Origin of the sequence: Pseudomonas oryzihabitans (genome assembly GCF_024652905.1) — a bacterium.
GTDB classification, from domain to species: Bacteria; Pseudomonadota; Gammaproteobacteria; order Pseudomonadales; family Pseudomonadaceae; genus Chryseomonas; species Chryseomonas benzopyrenica.
The window spans coordinates 38,399-56,029 of the sequence record NZ_CP102428.1 but is presented as its reverse complement, the minus strand read 5'-3'; the positions used below and the strand labels follow the sequence as shown (position 1 = coordinate 56,029).

At 69.4% G+C, this 17,631-nt stretch carries 18 protein-coding genes; 4 read left to right on the top strand and 14 right to left on the bottom strand.

All coding sequences use genetic code 11. The features are described from left to right. Positions 1-91: 91 nt before the first annotated feature. Positions 92-403, bottom strand: coding sequence for a BolA family protein (locus NRG74_RS00285; protein WP_017639809.1), 312 nt, complete (start codon positions 401-403; stop codon positions 92-94). A 102-nt stretch (positions 404-505) separates the two neighbouring features. Beyond that, on the bottom strand, positions 506-1,042 hold the full coding sequence (locus NRG74_RS00280) for a DUF2059 domain-containing protein (RefSeq protein ID WP_437181164.1): 537 nt from the start codon (positions 1,040-1,042) through the stop codon (positions 506-508). A 171-nt stretch (positions 1,043-1,213) separates the two neighbouring features. Here NRG74_RS00280 and NRG74_RS00275 point away from each other — a divergent pair, with 171 nt between their 5' ends. The 3 genes from NRG74_RS00275 to NRG74_RS00265 all read left to right on the top strand — a co-directional run bounded on the left by NRG74_RS00275 (position 1,214) and on the right by NRG74_RS00265 (position 4,020). After that, positions 1,214-2,608, top strand: coding sequence for a class II fumarate hydratase (locus NRG74_RS00275; RefSeq protein ID WP_017639811.1), 1,395 nt, complete (start codon positions 1,214-1,216; stop codon positions 2,606-2,608). Beyond that, positions 2,595-3,215 (top strand): NAD(P)H-dependent oxidoreductase, encoded by a 621-nt coding sequence (locus tag NRG74_RS00270; protein ID WP_007162355.1) that lies wholly within the window; start codon positions 2,595-2,597, stop codon positions 3,213-3,215. The genes NRG74_RS00275 and NRG74_RS00270 overlap by 14 nt, the downstream gene beginning before the upstream one ends. A 244-nt stretch (positions 3,216-3,459) precedes the next feature. After that, positions 3,460-4,020 (top strand): RBBP9/YdeN family alpha/beta hydrolase, encoded by a 561-nt coding sequence (locus NRG74_RS00265; RefSeq protein ID WP_160924579.1) that lies wholly within the window; start codon positions 3,460-3,462, stop codon positions 4,018-4,020. 14 nt (positions 4,021-4,034) lie between these two features. Here the strand turns inward: NRG74_RS00265 and NRG74_RS00260 are convergent, their stop codons facing one another. Genes NRG74_RS00260 through NRG74_RS00205 form a run of 12 tightly spaced genes read right to left on the bottom strand, consistent with a single transcriptional unit; the run spans position 4,035 to position 15,298 of the window. Then, positions 4,035-4,727: a hypothetical protein gene (locus tag NRG74_RS00260; RefSeq protein ID WP_257705453.1), complete on the bottom strand. Its 693-nt coding sequence runs from the start codon at positions 4,725-4,727 to the stop codon at positions 4,035-4,037. Beyond that, positions 4,724-5,146 (bottom strand): hypothetical protein, encoded by a 423-nt coding sequence (locus NRG74_RS00255; protein ID WP_257705452.1) that lies wholly within the window; start codon positions 5,144-5,146, stop codon positions 4,724-4,726. Before NRG74_RS00255 ends, NRG74_RS00260 begins: the two co-directional genes overlap by 4 nt. Then, positions 5,143-6,309: a type II secretion system protein GspL gene (locus NRG74_RS00250; RefSeq protein WP_257705451.1), complete on the bottom strand. Its 1,167-nt coding sequence runs from the start codon at positions 6,307-6,309 to the stop codon at positions 5,143-5,145. The genes NRG74_RS00255 and NRG74_RS00250 overlap by 4 nt, the downstream gene beginning before the upstream one ends. A 4-nt stretch (positions 6,310-6,313) precedes the next feature. Further along, positions 6,314-6,901 carry a type II secretion system protein GspJ gene (locus NRG74_RS00245; protein WP_257705450.1) on the bottom strand — a complete coding sequence of 196 codons (588 nt, stop codon included), beginning with the start codon at positions 6,899-6,901 and terminating at the stop codon, positions 6,314-6,316. Next, the gene (locus NRG74_RS00240; RefSeq protein ID WP_064309455.1) at positions 6,898-7,242 is read right to left on the bottom strand and encodes a type II secretion system protein; all 345 of its coding nucleotides are present in this window, start codon (positions 7,240-7,242) and stop codon (positions 6,898-6,900) included. Before NRG74_RS00240 ends, NRG74_RS00245 begins: the two co-directional genes overlap by 4 nt. Further along, positions 7,239-7,697, bottom strand: a complete 459-nt coding sequence (locus NRG74_RS00235) for a GspH/FimT family pseudopilin (protein WP_257705449.1) — start codon at positions 7,695-7,697, stop codon at positions 7,239-7,241. The genes NRG74_RS00240 and NRG74_RS00235 overlap by 4 nt, the downstream gene beginning before the upstream one ends. A 6-nt stretch (positions 7,698-7,703) precedes the next feature. Further along, positions 7,704-8,144 carry a type II secretion system major pseudopilin GspG gene (gene gspG, locus NRG74_RS00230; protein ID WP_257705448.1) on the bottom strand — a complete coding sequence of 147 codons (441 nt, stop codon included), beginning with the start codon at positions 8,142-8,144 and terminating at the stop codon, positions 7,704-7,706. A 23-nt stretch (positions 8,145-8,167) separates the two neighbouring features. Further along, on the bottom strand, positions 8,168-9,373 hold the full coding sequence (gene gspF / locus NRG74_RS00225; protein ID WP_064309457.1) for a type II secretion system inner membrane protein GspF: 1,206 nt from the start codon (positions 9,371-9,373) through the stop codon (positions 8,168-8,170). A gap of 24 nt (positions 9,374-9,397) precedes the next feature. After that, positions 9,398-10,855, bottom strand: a complete 1,458-nt coding sequence (locus NRG74_RS00220) for a GspE/PulE family protein (RefSeq protein ID WP_257705447.1) — start codon at positions 10,853-10,855, stop codon at positions 9,398-9,400. Continuing rightward, positions 10,855-12,864: a type II secretion system secretin GspD gene (gene gspD / locus NRG74_RS00215; RefSeq protein WP_257705446.1), complete on the bottom strand. Its 2,010-nt coding sequence runs from the start codon at positions 12,862-12,864 to the stop codon at positions 10,855-10,857. Before gspD ends, NRG74_RS00220 begins: the two co-directional genes overlap by 1 nt. Next, complete coding sequence (locus NRG74_RS00210) at positions 12,861-13,628, bottom strand: hypothetical protein (RefSeq protein WP_257705445.1); 768 nt, start codon at positions 13,626-13,628, stop codon at positions 12,861-12,863. Before NRG74_RS00210 ends, gspD begins: the two co-directional genes overlap by 4 nt. Further along, positions 13,628-15,298, bottom strand: coding sequence for a lipoprotein UxpA (locus NRG74_RS00205; protein WP_257705444.1), 1,671 nt, complete (start codon positions 15,296-15,298; stop codon positions 13,628-13,630). Before NRG74_RS00205 ends, NRG74_RS00210 begins: the two co-directional genes overlap by 1 nt. A 196-nt stretch (positions 15,299-15,494) precedes the next feature. On the opposite strand from NRG74_RS00205, the gene NRG74_RS00200 reads away from it, so the two are divergent. After that, entirely contained in the window at positions 15,495-17,531 is a 2,037-nt protein-coding gene (locus NRG74_RS00200) for a PhoX family protein (RefSeq protein ID WP_257705443.1), read from the top strand. Positions 17,532-17,631 lie beyond the last annotated feature (100 nt).

The following is a 17,631-nucleotide window of genomic DNA, read 5'->3' as shown; positions in this document are numbered from 1 at the left end:
AACAGGTTCTTTGACGAAAACGCCGGCAAGAATGCCGGCGCCGGTCAAATTTTAACCAATTAGCAGGGCGCCGAACAATGGCGCCTTGAGATCAACCCACCGGGTCGTGCTTGCTGCCGCCGCGACAGGTGGGCGAATCCGGTGCCTGCCCCTGGGCCGCCCACTCCGCCGGGGTATAGGTGTGCAGCGCCAGGGCGTGGAACTGGCCCATGAGTTCGCCCAGGGTGCCGTAGACCTTCTGGTGGCGTTTCACCGCGTTGAGCCCGGCGAAATGTTCGCTGACCACCACCGCCTTGTAATGGGTCTCCTGGCCGCGGCTGTGCATGTGGCTTTCGTCCAGCACCTCCAGGTGCTCGGGTTGCAACAGGCCCAGGCTGGACTGGATACGTTCGCGCATGCTCATGGGGATACCTCGACTGTGAGAAACGTCATTCTAGCGAGCCTGGGCCCGGCCCGGAAACGACGAAGCCCGGAACGGGTCCGGGCTTCGTGGCAAAGGCTCGACTCAGCGCTTGGCGGGCGGCGGCGCGTTCTCGGCACCAGCCGGCGGCTTCACGCCCAGCTCCTTGTCCATCTCGGCGAGGATGCCGTTGACCTTGGGTACCGCCTGCTCCAGCTTGGCCTGGGTCAGCTGCGCGGACTGGGCCGACAGCCGCGGCAGGGTGGCGATCATCTTCTTGCCCAGATCGGATTGGTAGAACTTGATCAGGCCTTCCAGCTCGTCTTCGGTGAAGTTGTCGGTGTACAGCTTGACCATCTCGGGCTTGATCTTTTCCCAGCCGATGGTGCTGTCCAGCGCCTGGTTGGCACGGGCGGTATAGCTTTCCAGCACGGCTTTCTTGGCCGGCGCCTTGGCCTGCTCGAAGTGCTGGGCGAACAGTTGCTGGACCTGGGCGTAGACCGGGGTGGTCAGCTTGTCGGCGTTGGCCAGCTTGAGAAAGCGCTCCGCGTCGGCCGCGTGGCTCTTGGCGTCGGCCAGGGCGAAGCTGCTGGCGCTGGCGAGCATCACTACGGCGCCAAGCGTACGGAGAGTCTTTTTCATGGACGTCCTTGGGATGCGAAAAATGGACGAGAAGTCTGGCAGAGATGGGCTGAATGCCAGCTGAACTGCCCACGGCACCCTCACAATTGAGAATACTTCCCATTTGGGAACCCTGGCGCTAAGCTGCTGCCCAACTTAGCTGGACCCACACATTCCTAAGCGGAGACCGCCATGAGCCGTACCGAAACCGATAGCATCGGCCCCATCGAAGTAGCCGACGACGTCTACTGGGGCGCCCAGACCCAGCGATCGCTGGAGAACTTCGCCATCGGCAACCAGCAGATGCCGCTGGCGGTGGTGCATGCCCTGGCGACGGTGAAGAAGGCGGCCGCGCGGGTCAATCTGCGCCTTGGCGAATTGCCGGAAGATGTCGCCACCCTGATCGAAAAGGCCAGCAGCGAGATCCTCGACGGCTTCCACGATGACCAGTTCCCCCTGGTGGTCTGGCAGACCGGCAGTGGCACCCAGAGCAACATGAACGTCAACGAGGTCATCGCCGGGCGCAGCAACGAACTGGCCGGCAACGGCATGGGCGGCAAGAAGCCGGTCCATCCCAATGACCACGTCAATCGCGGCCAGAGCTCCAACGACTGCTTCCCCACCGCCATGCACATCGCCACCGCCCTGGCGGTGCAGAACGACCTGCTGCCGGCCATCGCCGAGCTGTCCGGCGGCCTGGCGCTGCAATCGGCGCGCTACCAGAACCTGGTCAAGACCGGCCGCACCCACATGATGGATGCCACCCCGGTGACCTTCGGCCAGGAGCTGTCGGCCTTCGTCGCCCAGCTGGATCTGGCCGAGCGGGCAATCCGCAACGCCCTGCCGGCGGTTCTGGAACTGGCCCAGGGGGGTACCGCGGTCGGCACCGGCCTGAATGCGCCCAAGGGCTTCGACGAAGCCATCGCCAAGGAAATCGCCGAACTCACCGGCCTGCCCTTCGTCACCGCGCCGAACAAGTTCGCCGCCCTCGCCGGCCATGAGCCGCTGGTGGCCCTGCACGGCGGGCTCAAGACCCTGGCCGTGGCCCTGATGAAGATCGCCAACGACCTGCGCCTGCTGGGCTCCGGTCCGCGCGCCGGCTTCGCCGAGGTGAAGCTGCCGGCCAATGAACCGGGCAGTTCCATCATGCCGGGCAAGGTCAACCCGACCCAGTGCGAGGCCCTGTCGATGCTGGCCTGCCAGGTGATCGGCAACGACGTCACCGTGGGTTTCGCCGCGAGCCAAGGTCATCTGCAACTCAACGTCTACAAGCCGGTGATCGCCCACAACGTGTTGGAATCCATCCGCCTGCTGGCCGATGGCAGTCGCAACTTCAACACCCATTGCGTCACCGGCATGGAGCCGGACGAGCACAAGATGGCCGAGCACCTGGAACAGGGATTGATGCTGGTGACGGCGCTCAATCCGCACATCGGCTACGACAAGGCCGCCGAGATCGCCAAGAAGGCCTATGCCGAGAACAAGACCCTGCGCGCCGCCGCGCTGGAGCTTGGCTATCTGACCGACGAGCAGTTCGATCAGTGGGTACGCCCGGAGACCATGCTGGAAGCCGGTGGCCGTGGCTGAGGCCCGCGGCGCCACGCCGCTGGAGGGGGATGGCCGGCGCCTGCTGGTCATCCAGGGCAATCCCAAGCGCACCAGTTTCTGCCAGTCGCTGGCCGACGCCTATGTCCAGGGCGCCCAGGCCAGCGGCCAGGTGGTGCGCCAGCTCAAGTTGGCCGATGCCCAGTTCGATCCGGTGCTGCGCGAAGGCTATGACCTCTCCCAGACCCTGGAGCCGGATCTGCTGGAAGCCCAGCGGCAGATCCACTGGGCCGAGCACCTGGTGTTCATCTACCCGGTGTGGTGGAACGGCTTGCCGGCGGTATTGGCGGGCTTTCTTGAACGGGTGCTGCAACCGGGCTTCGCCTTTGCCCAGCGCGACCAGACCTGGGGCGGCGAACCCCTGCTGACCGGCCGCAGCGCCGAGTTGCTGGTGACCTCCGACACCCCGCCCTCCCCCTGGCAGCGCCTGCGCAACCAGGCGCCCCATCGCCAGGGCATCCAGGAGGGCCTCGAGGCCTGCGGTATCCAGGTGCTGCAGGTCCACGAGTATTCGCCAGTGCGGGCAGCCGACGAGGAGCAGCGGTTGCGTTGGTTGCAGGAAGTGGAGCGGTTGGGGCGGAACGAGTAGTTGCACGTTTTCTATCGCGGCCATGGGCCGCTCCTACACCTTGGACAATCCGTAGGAGCGGCCCATGGCCGCGATCAGCAAGACGCCCGAGTTCCGTAGAAGCGGCCGCATCGGCGGACCGGCATGGCCGCGATTTCGTCGCTGCAAACCGAAGCCTGGCATAACCAAAGCGCCTTTTATTCTTTCTCCTGCGGATCATCCATCGGCACTATCGGCTCTCCTCTTTCGTCTGCGGAGCTCCGTCATGACCCGCTATCTCATCCTTCCCGGTTGGCAGGGCTCTGGCCCTGAACATTGGCAGACCCACTGGCAACGCCTGCTGCCGGACGCCCGTCGTGTCGAACAAGACGACTGGCAACGCCCCGATCCGCAACGGTGGGTGGATGCCCTTGACCAGGCCATCGCCAGCTCGCCCTTACCCGTGGTGCTGATCGCCCATAGCCTGGGTTGCGTCACCGTCGCGCGCTGGGCCGCCAGCGCTCCGGTAGCGCGTCGGCAGCGGGTGCTGGCCGCCTTGCTGGTGGCGCCGGCCGACGTCGAGCGCCCGGGTTGCCCGGCGGAGCTGGTGGGTTTCGCGCCCTTGCCCCGCCAGGCGCTGCCCTTTCCCTCGCGGGTGGTGACCTCGGACAACGACCATGCCATCAGCCTGGCTCGGGCCGATGCCCTGGCGCAGGCCTGGGGCAGCGAGCTGGACATCCTGCCCGGCGCCGGCCATATCAATACCCGCTCGGGGCATCGGCGGTGGGAAGAGGGTCTGCTGCAGCTGGCGAAGCTCGGATCGGCCCAGGGCCTGCGGGTCGCCTGAACCGCGCTCAGCGCTCAGAAACGCCCCATGACCTGGCTCTGGCCGGCCCTGAGCCAGCCGATGCTCTGCAGCACCGGGGCGATGTCGCTGCCGGGCTGCGCCGTACCCTGCACCTGCCCCCGCCAATTGGCCAGACTCAGGCGCAAGTCCAGACGATGCTGGCCGGGGCGCTCGAAGACGCCCTGCAGCCAGGGTGCGGTCTGGCAATCCACCTGCAGCCGAACGTCGCCCAGGCTGAGTCGCCGGGGCACCAGGATCTGCAGGCCATCGCCCTGCCAGGCGCCACCGGCCGCCAGGCAACGGCGCCAGCTGCCCCCGAGGCGGACGTCGCCGACCAGCCGACCGGCGAGCAGTGCGCTCCCCGGTGTTTGCACCCAGCGCAGATCGCCACCGGCGAGATCGGCCCGCCACTGCCAGGGCCAGCCGCTCAGGATCAGCCCCCAGGGCGCACCTTCGGGCTCGCCTACCGTGACCTGCAGCCTGCCCGGCCAGCGCAGATGCCACTGCCAGGGCCCGGCGCCACCACCGGGCCAGGCGAGGCGCTGCATGCCGCCGCCGAGCAAGGAGCCCTGCAAGCCGACCGGGGTGACCTGGGGCGGCAGCAGGCGTGGCAGCCAGTCCGCGGCCGGCCAGTAGAGCAGGCAGCCCAGGGCGAAGATCAGGCAGGCGAACAGGGTGAACGCCAGGCGCACGAGCCAGCGAGTCATGGCGCGCGCTCCACCAGCACCGCCAGGACTTCCAGTTCGAAGGCCACGCCCGTCGGCTGGCTGCGGATCCTGAGGGTCTTGGGCAACCAGCCACGCGCACGCGCCCAGGCCTGCAGCCGCTCCACGGCGGCCACATCCACCGCGTCTCCGCGCAGGTGCCAGACCGGCTCGCCCAGGGTCAGGGCGCTGAAGGTCACCCCGTCAACCGCACCGCGCCAGTCCGCCTCCTGCAACGGCTGGGCGACGGGCAGCGCCCGAGCCTCTTCGGCGAGGCGGACCCAGTCCACCGAGACGGGTCGACCGCCTGGCGCAGGGCGCAGCAACAGGATGGCGGCCAGCAGCAGGATGACCAGGCCGCCGAGGGCCAGTCGCTGGCGCTCGGCAGGCAGCCGCTGCCAGCGCTGCAAAAGGGTGCTCATGGTCGCTTCTCCGTTGGGGCCGCCAGGCGCAGGGTCAGGCGCCCGGCCTGCCGTTGCCACTGCAGGGTAGCGAATTCCTCGTCGAGTCGGGTGCGCAAGGCCCTGTCCAGGCTGGCCGGCCCGTCCAGCACCACCTGGATGCCCTGCTCGTCCAGCGACCACTCCACCAGGCGCAGGCCGGGCTGAGTACTCAAGGCGGCGCCGAGCGGCCCCCCGAGCCGCTGCCAGAGGCGCCACTGACCCTCCAGCTGCCGTTGGGTGCGGCTGGCCAGCTGGAGTTCGCGCGCGGCGCGGCCGGCATCGAGCCGGTCGCTAGGCAGGCCCAGACGCTGGGCGACATAGGCCCGGTCCGTCTGGGCCTGGCGCCAATGCTGCACCTGTTGCAGCCCCAGGTGCATCGCAGCCAGCACCGCAGCGGCGGCCATGCCCAGTACCAGGGGCCGTGGCAGCCCCAAGGACGCTTGACGGCGGCGCTGGCCTTGCCGTGGCCAGAGATCCTGGGGCGCCACGCCGGCGGCGGGCTGGGGCCAGAGGGGTGCGACGGTGGCCTCGGGATCGGCGTCGAGCAGAGTGGCCAAGGCTGGCGGCAAACTCGCCTGGAGCGCGCTGGGCCAGGTCAGCCAGACGTCGCGATCCGCCACGCGGGTCTTGAATCTCAGGCTGTCGCCCAGGCACACGCCGATCCCACCCTCGGCGGTGGGCTCGGGCAAGAACTGGAAGTCGACCCAGCAGGCCGCCACCGTCCAGCCGCAGGCGGCGCAGTGCTCACGCCAGGCCGCCAGCAGCGCCCGATCCAGGGCCAGCAGGCGCAACCGGCCAGGAGCGCGACCCAGGCAGACCAAGTGCTGGCCGCTGGCGTCCGCCAGCAACTGGTCTTCCAGCAGCAGGCCCCACTCGTGGGGACGCAGACCCTTGGGCGCGGCGACGTCGAATAGGCTGCAGTCCTCACCATGCAGCAGCAGGGTCACCGGCTGGGCGGCCTCTGGCAGCGCCGCCGCGGCTTGCAGCCGGTCGCCCTGGAGGCGCGCGGCCACCAGCGGATTGTCCGGGCCCGGCGGACCGGGTCGCCGCGTGCGCAGGAGCAGGCGCGCGGAACTCTGGGCCGGGCTGAGGTCGCGGCGCAACAGGGGCAGCAGGCGCCCGAACGGGAGGGAGGCGAGCATGGGGTCAACCTGTCTGAGGCAGGGCGAAGGTGCAGACATAGCCGGCACCCTGCACGGTAAAGGTCAGCCGTACCCCATTGGCGGGTTCGGCCTGGGGCGGATAGGCGAGCCAGCGCCCGCCGCCGTGGAATTCCAGTTGCAGGCGCTCGATGCCCGGTTGGTCGAGCACCGGTTGCCAGACCGGGGCCTCCACCGCATCCAAATCGGCGCTGCGCCACAGTCGCAGCCGCTCCTGGTCGGCATCCCATTCCAGGCGCTGGCGGCGCAGGCGACCGGCGCCCTGTCCCGCACTCAGCGGCAGGGCGTCCAGGGCGATCCAGTCCAGCCGGTGCTCGTCCGGGCGCCAGTCCAGCAGGGCGTTGTGCAGCGGCAGACGGTGCTCCTGCAGCGGGCGCAGGACCAGGCCACCCAGGCGGCGATCCAGCAGGCCGCAGAGGTCCAGTACCCGCGCATCGGTCGACTCCCGCGCAGCCAGGCGGCCGCGGGCGTCGAGCCAGAGATTGACCAGCCCACCCAGCAGCACGGCGAGCAGCGCCGTGAGGGCGATGGCCAGCAGGACCTCGATCAGGGTCATGCCCGCCTGGCCCCTCATGGTTGGGCTCCGGCATGGATCGGCCAGTCGCCCAGGGCCCGACCGAGGGCGGCATCGGCATAGAGCGCCAGGCGTTGCCCGCCCAGGGGCCCGCCCGCGCCCTCCAGCCGCCAGTAGCAGCGCTCGCCGCCCTGGCTCAGTTCGCCCTGACTGGCGGTCAGGCCTTCCACCTGCCAGCGGGCCTGGAGTTCGCGGGCGCAGAGCTGGGCCCGTTCGCGGGCCTGGGCGACGCCGGCGATGTCCAGCCGCTGGCCGATCACCTGGCTGACGCCCACCGCCATGAAGGCGACGATGGCCAGGGCCACCAGCACCTCCAGCAGGGTGAAACCACGCTGGTTCATGGACGCTCCACCGCGGCACGCCCCCGCGCATCGACCACCAGCAGCCATTGCCGCTCTTCTTCGGCGAAGGCCAGGCGCTGGCCTTGGGTATCGCCGTTCGGCCACCAGACCAGCCGCGGCTGCGCACTCACCGGCTCGGCCAATTGCAAACCGCTGGGCCAGCGCCCGTCGGGTAGATCGGCGCTGGCCAGGGGTTGCCAGCGCGGGCCCTGGGCATCGGTCACCAGCTGCAGATAGCGAAAGCCGGTGGCGTCGGCCTGCCAGCCGAGGATGCGCCCGCTGTGACGGGCGGTGTCCCGCGCCAGCTGGAAGTCGCCCGCGAGGCTTTCCAGCCGCCACTGCCCGGCCGGACTGCCGCCGCCCAGGCGCGCCACGCCCACGGTGGTCAGCAGCCCGACGATCAAGAGCACGACCATCAGCTCCAGCAGGGTGAAACCGCCCTGGCGCCCCGGCATGGCAGCTCAGAGGGTCCAGTTGCCGATGTCGGCATCGCTGCCCTCGCCGCCTTCGCGGCCGTCGGCGCCGAGGCTGTAGAGATCCACCCGTCCATGTTCGCCGGGGATGCGATAGCGATAGGCGGCGCCCCAGGGGTCCTCCGGCAGGCGGCGGATATAGCCGTCGGCGCGATAGTTGCGCGGCTCGGGGGCCTGGGTCGGCTTGCTCACCAGGGCGGCGAGGCCCTGCTCGGCGGTGGGATAGCGCAGGTTGTCCAGGCGGTACATGTCCAGCGCCTGCTCCAGGCTGGCGAGATCGGCGCGGGCCTTCTGCTGCATGGCCTTGTCCTGGTTGTCCAGCACATTGGGCGCGACGATGGCCACCAACAGGCCGATGATGAAGATCACCACCATGATCTCGATGAGGGTGAAACCGGCCTGGCGGGCGGGTACGACATGGGAAGGCATCACGAAAGTCTCCTTGGGGTGCATCAGAGGTTGAGCGCCTGGTTGAGCTGCATGATGGGCAGCAGGATGGCGAGCACGATGGCCAGCACCACCCCACCGAGCACGAGGATCAGCACCGGCTCGAACAGCGCCAGGGCCAGGTCCACCTGCTGGTTGAAGTCGCGCTCCTGGGCATCGGCGACCCGTTCCAGCATGGCGTCCAGGGTGCCGCTGGCCTCGCCGCTGGCGACCATGTTCACCAGCAAGGGGGGAAAGACGCCGCTGCGATCCAGCGCCCGGCCAAGGCCGGTGCCGGCGGTGACCTGCTCGATGGCGGCTTCCAGGGCATCGCGCAGCACCTGGTTGCCCAGGGTGGCGCGACTGACCTGCAGGCCTTCGAGCACCGGGATGCCGCTGCCGACCAGAATCGCCAGGCTGCGGGTCAGGCGGGCGCTGTCGAGGGTGCGCAGCAACTCGCCCAGGCGCGGCAGGCGCAGCAGCTGCCGGTGCCAGCGACGCCGCCACTCGACCTGGCGCAACAGGCGCTGCAGACCTAAGCCGACCAGCAGTACCAGGCCCAGCAACCAGGGCCCGAAGACCAGCAGGCCGTCGCTGACGGCCACCAGGGCGCGGGTGATCCAGGGCAGTTGCAGGCCGCTGTGGATGAATTGCTCGGTGAGCTTGGGCACCACGAAGGTCATCAGCCCCGCCACCACGGCGACCGACACCAGGGCCAGCGCCAGCGGATAGATGAGGGCGGTGCGCGCCTTGTGGCGCTGGCGCTGCACCCGTTCGAGATAGTCGGCCAGGCGTTCCAGCACCGGGCCCAGGCGCCCGGCCCGTTCGCCAGCGGCCACCAGGGTCAGGTACAGCGGATCGAAGGTGCCCGGATGGCGCCCCAGGCTGTCGGCCAGGGTATAGCCCTCGCGCACCTGGCCCAGCAGATCCAGCAGCAGCGCCTTGAGCGCCGCCTGGCGACTCTGACGCTCCAGCATCTGCAGGGCCTCGGCCAGGGGAATGGCGGCGCCCACCAGGGTCGCCAGCTGGCGGGTGAAATCGGTGCGGCTGTTGGCATCCAGCCGCCCGGCACGGTTGCGGGTCCCCCGTGCCGGACCGGTCGCCTGCACCTCGCGGGGAAAGAGGCCGCGCTCGCGCAGCAACTGGCGGGCATGGCGCTCGCTCTCGGCCTGGATGACATCGCGCTGGCGACGCCCATCGCCGTCCAGCGCCAGGTAGCGGTAGGCCGGCATCAGCGTAGCGCTCCGCTGAGGGCGTTACTGGTGCACCGCACGCAGCACCTCCGCCAGGCTGGTCTCGCCTGCCGCCAGGCGCTCCAGGGCGCTCTCGGCCAGGCTGGCGCGGCGGCCCTCCAGCAGCCGCGTCATCTCGCCCTCCCCGGCACCGCGATAGATGAGCTCGGCCAGTTCGGCGTCCAGAGCGACGAATTCGTAGAGACCCAGGCGACCGCGATAGCCACTGCCATTGCAGCTTGGGCAACCCTGGGGCTCACGCAGCCGTTCGAGTCCGGCCAGCCCTGGCAGCAGCGTCTGTTCGGCCGCCCGCAGTGGACGCCAGGCCGCGCAGCTGCACAACCGTCGTACCAGCCGTTGGGCCAGCACGCCCTTGAGGCTCGACGCCAGCAAGAAGGGCTCCACGCCCATGTCGCGCAGCCGGGTGATAGCGCCCAGGGCGCTGTTGGTATGCAGGGTGGAGAGCACCAGGTGGCCGGTGAGACTGGCCTGCACGGCGATGCCGGCGGTCTCCACGTCGCGGATCTCGCCGATCATGATGACGTCCGGATCCTGGCGCAGGATGGCCCTCAGGCCGCTGGCGAAGGTCAGGCCGGCACGGGGGTTGACCGGCGTCTGGCCGATGCCGGGCAAGGCGTATTCCACCGGATCTTCCACGGTGAGGATGCTGCGGCTGCCTTCGTTGAGCAGCCCCAGGCTGGCATAGAGGGTGGTGGTCTTGCCCGACCCGGTGGGGCCTGTGACCAGCAGGATGCCGTTGGGCTGCGCCAGGGCGCCGCGCAGGCCGGCATCAATGGCCGGCGGCAGGCCGAGGCGTGAGAGCTCCAGCAGGCTGGCCTGCTTGTCGAGGATGCGCATGACCACCCGCTCGCCATGCACGCCGGGCAGGGTCGAGACGCGGATGTCGACGTCGCGCCCGCTGGCCCTCAGGGTGATGCGGCCGTCCTGGGGCTGGCGCTTCTCGGCGATGTCCAGCCGCGCCATGACCTTGATCCGCGACACCAGCATGGCCGACAAGGCCCGCGGCGGGCGCAGCAGCTCGCGCAGCACCCCGTCCACCCGTACCCGCACCACCAGCGCCTGCTCGAAGGTTTCCACGTGCAGGTCGGAGGCATCCAGGCGCAGGGCCTCGGCGAACAAGGCGTTGATCAGGCGGATCACCGGCGCCTCGCCAGCGCTGTCGAGCAGGTCCTCTACTCGTGGCAGCTCCTCCATCAGCCCGGCCAGGTCGACGGTCTTGCCGAGGCCTTCCACCAAGGCCTCGGTGCTGGCCTGGCCGGCTTCGTAGAGCGGCCCCAGGCGCTGTTCGAAGACCTCGCGGGCGAGCCATTCGCAGCCCTGCGGCGGTCCGTGGCGGCGCTGCACCTCCTGCAGCAGCGCCAGGTCCGCATCCGTGCGGCACAGCAGCCGATAGCCCTCGGGTGCGGCGGCCAGGGCGATGCCGGCCTGGCGCGCCAGACGATAGGGCAGCGTCGGCGTCATCAGAGGCCGTCCAGGCGCGCCCGCGCCGAGGGATAGAGACTCTGCAGGGTGGGCGCACCGCGCGTGCCCGGTGGCGTGGCCGGCAAGGCCGCGGCCGGGGCGGCGGCGCGCATGCCGCGGTACTTGTCCTCGCTGATCTGCTGCACCAGCGCCGGATCGCGCAGGATGCGCGGGCGAATGAACACCACCAGATTCTGCTTGGTGCTGGAGCGGGTACGCGACTTGAAGAGATTGCCCAGCACCGGCACGTCGCCCAGCAGCGGCACCCGCTGGTCGCTGTCGCTACCCTCGTTGCTGATCAGGCCGCCGAGGACGATGAGGCCATTGTCCTCCACCATCACCGTGGTCTTGATCTCGCGCTTGTTGGTGACCACGTCGCTGGCACGGACGTTGTCGGCCAGCGACGAGACCTCCTGGACGATCTCCATGCGCACCGTGTCGCCCTCGTTGATCTGCGGCTTGAGACGGAGCTTGACCCCCACCTCGCGGCGCTCGATGGTCTGGTAGGGATTGGCGTTGTTGCTGGTGACCGAACCCGTGACGAAAGGCACCTCCTGGCCGACCATGATGGAGGCTTCGGCGTTGTCCAGGGTCAGCAGGGTCGGTGTCGACAGCAGGTTGAAACCGCTCTCGCTGCGCATGGCCTGCAGCAGGGTGACGAAATTCAATCCGCTGCCGCCGATGCGCCCGACCCCGGCGGAGATGCCTTGCATGCCCGACAGCAGACTGCCCAGGGCACTGGTGTCCTGGTTGGCCGCGGCGGCGGCGATGCCATTGATGGGCGTGCCGTTGGTGAAGTTGACGCCGCCCGCCGGCAGGTTGCCGTTGCGGTCGAGGAACAGCCACTGGACGCCCAGCTGGTTGGCCTTGGTGTCGGTGATCTCGGCGATGATGGCTTCCACCACCACCTGGGCGCGGCGGATATCCAGCTGGCTGATGATGCGTTTGTAGCCGGCCAGCTCCCGCGGCGGGCCGATCAGCACGATGGAATTGGTGCCCATGTCCGCTTCCAGGCGAATACCGGGCGCTCCCGGCGCCAACGCCCCGCTGCTGCCCTTGGGCAGAGGAGCTTCCCCCTCTCCACCTCTTTCAACAGGGGTGGTATTACCGACAGGGGCGGCCACAGGGATCTCCACCCGCGCCTCCTGGGTGACCTCGCCGCTCAGGCCGCGCAGTACCTTGACCACCTCGCCGGCCTTGGCATGGTGCAGATAGACCACCTCGGTGTCGCTGGCGGCATCGCGAGAGACGTCCAGTTCGGCCACCAGCCGGCGTACCTGACGCCGCATGCTTTCGTCGCCACGCACCATGAGAGCATTGCTGCGGGCGTCGGCCAGCACCTGGACGCCGCCACCGGCCTGGCCGCGGCTGGCCAGCAGGCGCTCCACCAGCGGCGCGGTGTCACGCGCCTGGGCATGGCGCAGGCTGATCATCTCCACCGGTTCGTCGCGCCCGCGATCCAGCCGCGTCAGCAGCTGGCCGATGCGGCTGAGGTTGCTGCGCCAGTCGGTCACCACCAGCAGGTTGCTGGCCGGATAGGGCGTGGCCACTCCGACCCGGGCGTCCATCAGCGGGCGGACGATGCCCAGCAGCTGTTCGAGATTGCCGCCGCGCACGGCGAATACCCGGGTCGCCACGGTATCCCCGGCGCCGGGCTTGGCCGGGGCGCCGTCGTCCACCTCCACCGGCAGCGGCTCGGTGCGCGCAGCCTGGTCCGGCAGGATCTTCACGCTGCCGTCGTCCAGCTCCACCGCGGCGTAGCCATTGGCGCGCAGCTGGGCCAGGGCCAGGGCATAGACGTCATCGGCGGCCAGGGGCTGGGCGCTGCGTACCGTCAGGGTGCCGCGCACCCGGGGATCGATGACGAAGTTGGTGCCGGTGATGCGCCCCACGCTTTCGATGAACAGATCGATCTCGGTGTTCTCGAAATTGACCTCGAAGCGTTGTTCGGCCTGGGCGCCGAGCAGCCAGAAGGCGAGGAGCAGGCCGCAATAGCTGCGTTTCTTCACAGGGACAGTCTCACGGGTAGGGCCAGGGCGCGGCCCTGACGTTCCAGTTCCAGGGTCAGGGCGCCGGTGGCGCGCCAATGCGGCAGGCGTTGCAGCAGCGTCCGGGTATCGGCCACGGGGACGGCGTCCACCCGGCGCAGCACGTCGCCGGGCTCAAGTCCGAGGCCACTGAAAAAGGCCGGCTCGGCGCCGGGTTGCAGGCGGTAGCCGGTCAACTCGCCGTGTTCGCGCACGGGAGTGGCGCGAATGCGTCTGAGCAGACTGGCGAGGTCACCCTCCTCCGCCGCTGGCGTAGACGGCGCCTTGACTGTGGCCGGCTTGGCCGTATCGCTGGCGGCCAGGCCCACCAGCTTACGCGGCGCCGGCCAGGGCAGCCGCTCTTCGCGGCCGGCACGGCTGAAGACCAGGCCCTGGGCGTCGATGGCGGTCAGCACCAGCCCAGGCGCCAGGCTGTCGCCCAGGACCAGCGACCGCTGGCGATCGCCGTGGCGCAGGACCACTACGGAGCCGTCGATGGGCACCGCCTTGATCGCCCCGACCCACTGGATCGGCAGGGTGCTGGGCGCCGCCTGGCTGGCGGCGCGCCAATGGCCGGCGAGCAGATCGGTGGCGCGAGACACCTCGACCTGGACACTGGGTACGGGCGTCGGCAGCCACAGCAGGCGCAGATCGCAGACCACCCGCGCCGCCAGCCAGGCGGCGATGCCCAGCCACAGCAGGGTCAGCAGCCGCAACGCCAGGGGATGGATGAGCAGGCGCGCCATCAGGCCAGAGACTCCAGACGGCGGCGTAAGGCGGCCAGCGGATGCCAGCCCGGATGGCCTTCGACGAACTCCAGGCGTGGCACGGGTAGCGGCGCCAGGCCCCAGTCGGCGGGCCGGGCGCGCAGAAAGGCTTCGAGGCGTTGCCACAGCGCCTCACCGGCGCCGAGCTCGCGCCCCAGGGCGAAGGTACGACAGGTAAAGGAGGCGCCCAGGGGCGCCTGCACCGGTCCGATGCGCTGGCCACGCGGCGCGCCGTAGCGGCAGGTCCACTGGACGCCCGTCAGCCGCGGCAGATCCTGGCTGTTGTCCAGCAGCAGGGGTTCGCCGAAGCGATTGTCCGCGGCTTCCTCCAGCAGCGTGTGCAGGCCGTCGGCCGAGGTGGGCAGATCCAGCACCGTGGCCTCGTGGCCGCCACAGAGGGCGATCAGGTGCTCGCGGGTGATCCAGTCGCCCCGGCGCAGCGGCTGGTCGTATCTCAACCCCGGCAAGAGCACCGGCTGCGCATCGCCACCGCCCAGGGCCGCGGCGATCAGGGCGTCCCAGCTGCCGCCGAGCAGGTCACGGCGCCAGAGGTCCACCGGCGCCCGTGCCAGACGCTGGTCGAGCCACCCGGCATGGGGCGCGCGGGCGACGGCCAACTGACGCTGGTGGCTTTCCAGCAGGGCCCGGTCGAGCACCCGCTCGGCCTGCACCGGATGGAAGACGGCGTCCAGGCGCCAGCCGTCGCGACCACCCCGGCAGCGGATCTCGAAGATACCGACACCGCGGCAACCCGGCAGGCACACCGGCAGCGGCCGACCGCTGCCGCGCATCACCGGGATCAGCTCCGGCCAGAGATCCTGCCCGCGAGCGCAGAGCAGCAGGTCCGCTTCCTCCAACCGCTCGGCCAGCCACAGGCCCGGTCCGCTGCCAACATCGGCCAGCACCACCAGCAGATCGGCCTTGCCCCGTGCCTCGGCCAGCACCGGGCGCAGCCGGGCATACCAGTCGGCCAGGGGCGCCTGCTGATCGCTGGCATAGGGATCGGTCACGCCGACCAGGGCGATGCGCACCCCGTCGCGCTCGATCAGGGTGAAGGGGGCGACGCCCAGGGCGCTGCGCTGTTCCTCGGTGAGGGTGGCGCCCAGTACCGGACGACCATAACGGCGATAGAGGGCGGCGCTGCGCTCGGGCCAGAGCAGGCGTTCGTCACTGCTGACCCGGACCTCGCTGCCCAGCAACTGGCTGCCATCCACCCCGGCTTCGCCGCGGGTGAGCTGGGTCAGGCCGCTGCCGTTCCAGCACTGGCCATTTTCCAGGGTCAGGCTGCGGGTCGCGCCCTGGCGGGTGCGCAGCTGGGTCAGCTGGCAGGCCAGGGCGGCATAGCCACCGTAGCGCTGGCCATCGCCACGCCCGGCATCCAGCAGGGGCGCCAGCGTCGGGGCCAGACGCGCGGCATCGGCACCGGTGCGCCAGGGCCGGGCGCCGATGCGCCCGGCCGGGCCGAGGCGTACCCGTGGCACCACCGGCCAGCCGGGTTCGCGGGCGTCCAGGGTGTCGGCCACATAGAGCAGTTGCAGATCGGCATCCCCCGAGCGAGTCGAGAGGCCCTGGGCACAGCCGCCCAGCAGCGGTACCGTGGCGCCCGCCGCGAGCCAACCCAAGACCTGGCGTCGTGCCCAGTTGCTCATCCGATGTTTGCCCTGCGCGCTAGAGAGGGCGGCATCCTAGACGGCGAAAAGCTACAAATTCATGACAAAACAGCAAGTTACAAACTGTTACAGATGGTCTGCCGGGAAATGACCGGCTGTAACCTTTCAGTCACCAGACCATCACAGAGGCTTCCTACAGTCGCCGCTCCCGTGATTAATCAAGGAAGCTTTGCGCATGAGCACTTTCACGAGCGACGACCGTAACCGTAATGAAAGCGGCAACGAACCGCTGGACGCCGTCGTCGACCGTTACCTGTCGCGCCGCAGCGTCATGAAGGGCGGCCTGGGCGCTGCGATCGCCATGATCGCCGGCGGCGGGCTGACCGCCTGCTTCGACGGCGGTGGCGGCTCGAACGACGATCCGGCTCCCAGCCAGCCGACCCCGGCGCCGCAGCTCAAGCTTGGCTTCGAATCCATCCGCGGCGCCCGCCTCGACGCCATCGTCCTGGCCGCCGGCTACAGCGCCCGCACCCTGGCGCCCTGGGGCACCCCGCTGAATAACCTGGCCAACGCCTGGCGCAGCGATGGCAGCAATACCTCCACCGACCAGGCCAATGCGGCTGGCATGCACCACGACGGCATGCACTTCTTCCCGCTGAACAACTCCAGCAGCGATGGCCTGCTGGCCATCAACTACGAATACATCGACCAGAAGGTGCTGCACCCCAACGGCCCAACCACCACCAACGGCAAGCGGCCCGCCGAGGAAGTGCGCAAGGAGATCAACGCCCACGGGGCGGCGGTGATCCGCATCCGCAAGGTCGACGGCATCTGGCAGGTGGTGACCAACGACGCCCTGAACCGCCGTTTCACCAGCGCCACGCCGATGGAAATCGCCGGCCCGCTGCGCGGCAACGCCAACCTGATCACCCCCTACTCTCCGGACGGCACCCGTACCCGCGGTACCAACAACAACTGCGGCAACGGCTTCACCCCCTGGGGCACCTACCTCACCTGCGAGGAGAACTGGCCGGGCATCTTCATCAACAAGGGCACCCTGCCGGTAGACCAGAAGCGCATCGGCATCACCAACAAGAGCAACTACGGCTGGGAGACGCCGGCGGGTGACTCCAGCGAGGTGGACAACGAATTCCGCCGCTTCGACCTGACCCCCACCGGCGCCAGCGCGACCCAGGACTTCCGCAACGAAGCCAGCGGCTACGGCTACATCGTCGAGATCGATCCCTACAACAGCGCCGCGCCCGCCACCAAGCGCACCGCCATGGGCCGCTTCCGCCACGAGGGCTCGGCCTACGGCATTCCGGTCGCCGGCCAGCCGCTGGCCTTCTACATGGGCGACGACTCGCGCAACGAATACATCTACAAGTTCGTCTCCGCCGCCGCCTGGGATCCGGCCGACGCCAACTCGGCCAACCGCCTGGCCATCGGCGCCAAGTACCTGGACAACGGCACCCTCTACGTCGCTCGCTTCGACGACGGCGGCAACGGCAAGTGGCTGCCGCTGACGGTCAATGCGCCGACCAAGGACGGCCGTACCCTGGGCGCCCTCTATGGCGACCTGGCCGGCATCATCCTCAACACCCGCGGCGCCGCCGATGCGGTGGGCGCGACCCCCATGGACCGCCCGGAGTGGACCACCGTCAACCCCTTCACCGGCGAGGTCTACGTCACCCTCACCAACAACTCGGCGCGCACCGCCGCCAACGCCGCCAACCCGCGGGTGCCTAACGTCAACGGTCACATCGTGCGCTGGAAGGACAACAGCAACCAGACCGACTTCACCTGGGACATCTTCGTCTTCGGCTCCGACGCCGGTGCCGCACCCGACATCAACCGCTCGGGCTTGACCGAACTCAACCAGTTCGCCAGCCCCGACGGCCTGGCCTTCGACAGTCGCGGCATCCTCTGGATCGAGACCGACAACAGCGACAACGCCGTGGCCGAGTACACCAACGACCAGTTGCTGGCGGTCATCCCGGCCCAGGTGGTGGACGGCAGCGGCAAGCAGGTCGCCATCTCGGCCACCAACCAGACCGCGCTGCGCCGCTTCCTGGTCGGGCCCAACGGCTGCGAGATCACCGGCATCACCTGGACGCCGGACCTCACCACCATGTTCATCAACGTCCAGCATCCGGACAACTGGCCCTTCAGCGAAGTCGCCACCGAGGCCACCCCGGCCGGCACCAAGGTACGCCCCCGCGCCTCCACCGTGGTGATCCAGAAACTCGACGGCGGCCCCATCGGCGTCTGATCGCGTCGGCGATAGCCAGGCTCTCCGGTCGGCGACGACCGCGGGAGCCTTTTGTTTTGCGGCGGACTCGATATTCGTCCTGTGACGTTTTCACCTCCTG

Bases quoted from the DNA above. Each gene is read 5' to 3' on its own strand.
- NRG74_RS00285 (WP_017639809.1), bottom strand. From the start codon at position 403: ATGAGCATGCGCGAACGTATCCAGTCCAGCCTGGGCCTGTTGCAACCC.
- NRG74_RS00280 (WP_437181164.1), bottom strand. From the start codon at position 1,042: ATGAAAAAGACTCTCCGTACGCTTGGCGCCGTAGTGATGCTCGCCAGC.
- NRG74_RS00275 (WP_017639811.1), top strand. From the start codon at position 1,214: ATGAGCCGTACCGAAACCGATAGCATCGGCCCCATCGAAGTAGCCGAC.
- NRG74_RS00265 (WP_160924579.1), top strand. From the start codon at position 3,460: ATGACCCGCTATCTCATCCTTCCCGGTTGGCAGGGCTCTGGCCCTGAA.
- NRG74_RS00260 (WP_257705453.1), bottom strand. From the start codon at position 4,727: ATGACTCGCTGGCTCGTGCGCCTGGCGTTCACCCTGTTCGCCTGCCTG.
- NRG74_RS00255 (WP_257705452.1), bottom strand. From the start codon at position 5,146: ATGAGCACCCTTTTGCAGCGCTGGCAGCGGCTGCCTGCCGAGCGCCAG.
- NRG74_RS00250 (WP_257705451.1), bottom strand. From the start codon at position 6,309: ATGCTCGCCTCCCTCCCGTTCGGGCGCCTGCTGCCCCTGTTGCGCCGC.
- NRG74_RS00245 (WP_257705450.1), bottom strand. From the start codon at position 6,901: ATGAGGGGCCAGGCGGGCATGACCCTGATCGAGGTCCTGCTGGCCATC.
- NRG74_RS00240 (WP_064309455.1), bottom strand. From the start codon at position 7,242: ATGAACCAGCGTGGTTTCACCCTGCTGGAGGTGCTGGTGGCCCTGGCC.
- NRG74_RS00235 (WP_257705449.1), bottom strand. From the start codon at position 7,697: ATGCCGGGGCGCCAGGGCGGTTTCACCCTGCTGGAGCTGATGGTCGTG.
- gspG (WP_257705448.1), bottom strand. From the start codon at position 8,144: ATGCCTTCCCATGTCGTACCCGCCCGCCAGGCCGGTTTCACCCTCATC.
- gspF (WP_064309457.1), bottom strand. From the start codon at position 9,373: ATGCCGGCCTACCGCTACCTGGCGCTGGACGGCGATGGGCGTCGCCAG.
- NRG74_RS00220 (WP_257705447.1), bottom strand. From the start codon at position 10,855: ATGACGCCGACGCTGCCCTATCGTCTGGCGCGCCAGGCCGGCATCGCC.
- NRG74_RS00210 (WP_257705445.1), bottom strand. From the start codon at position 13,628: ATGGCGCGCCTGCTCATCCATCCCCTGGCGTTGCGGCTGCTGACCCTG.
- NRG74_RS00205 (WP_257705444.1), bottom strand. From the start codon at position 15,298: ATGAGCAACTGGGCACGACGCCAGGTCTTGGGTTGGCTCGCGGCGGGC.
- NRG74_RS00200 (WP_257705443.1), top strand. From the start codon at position 15,495: ATGAGCACTTTCACGAGCGACGACCGTAACCGTAATGAAAGCGGCAAC.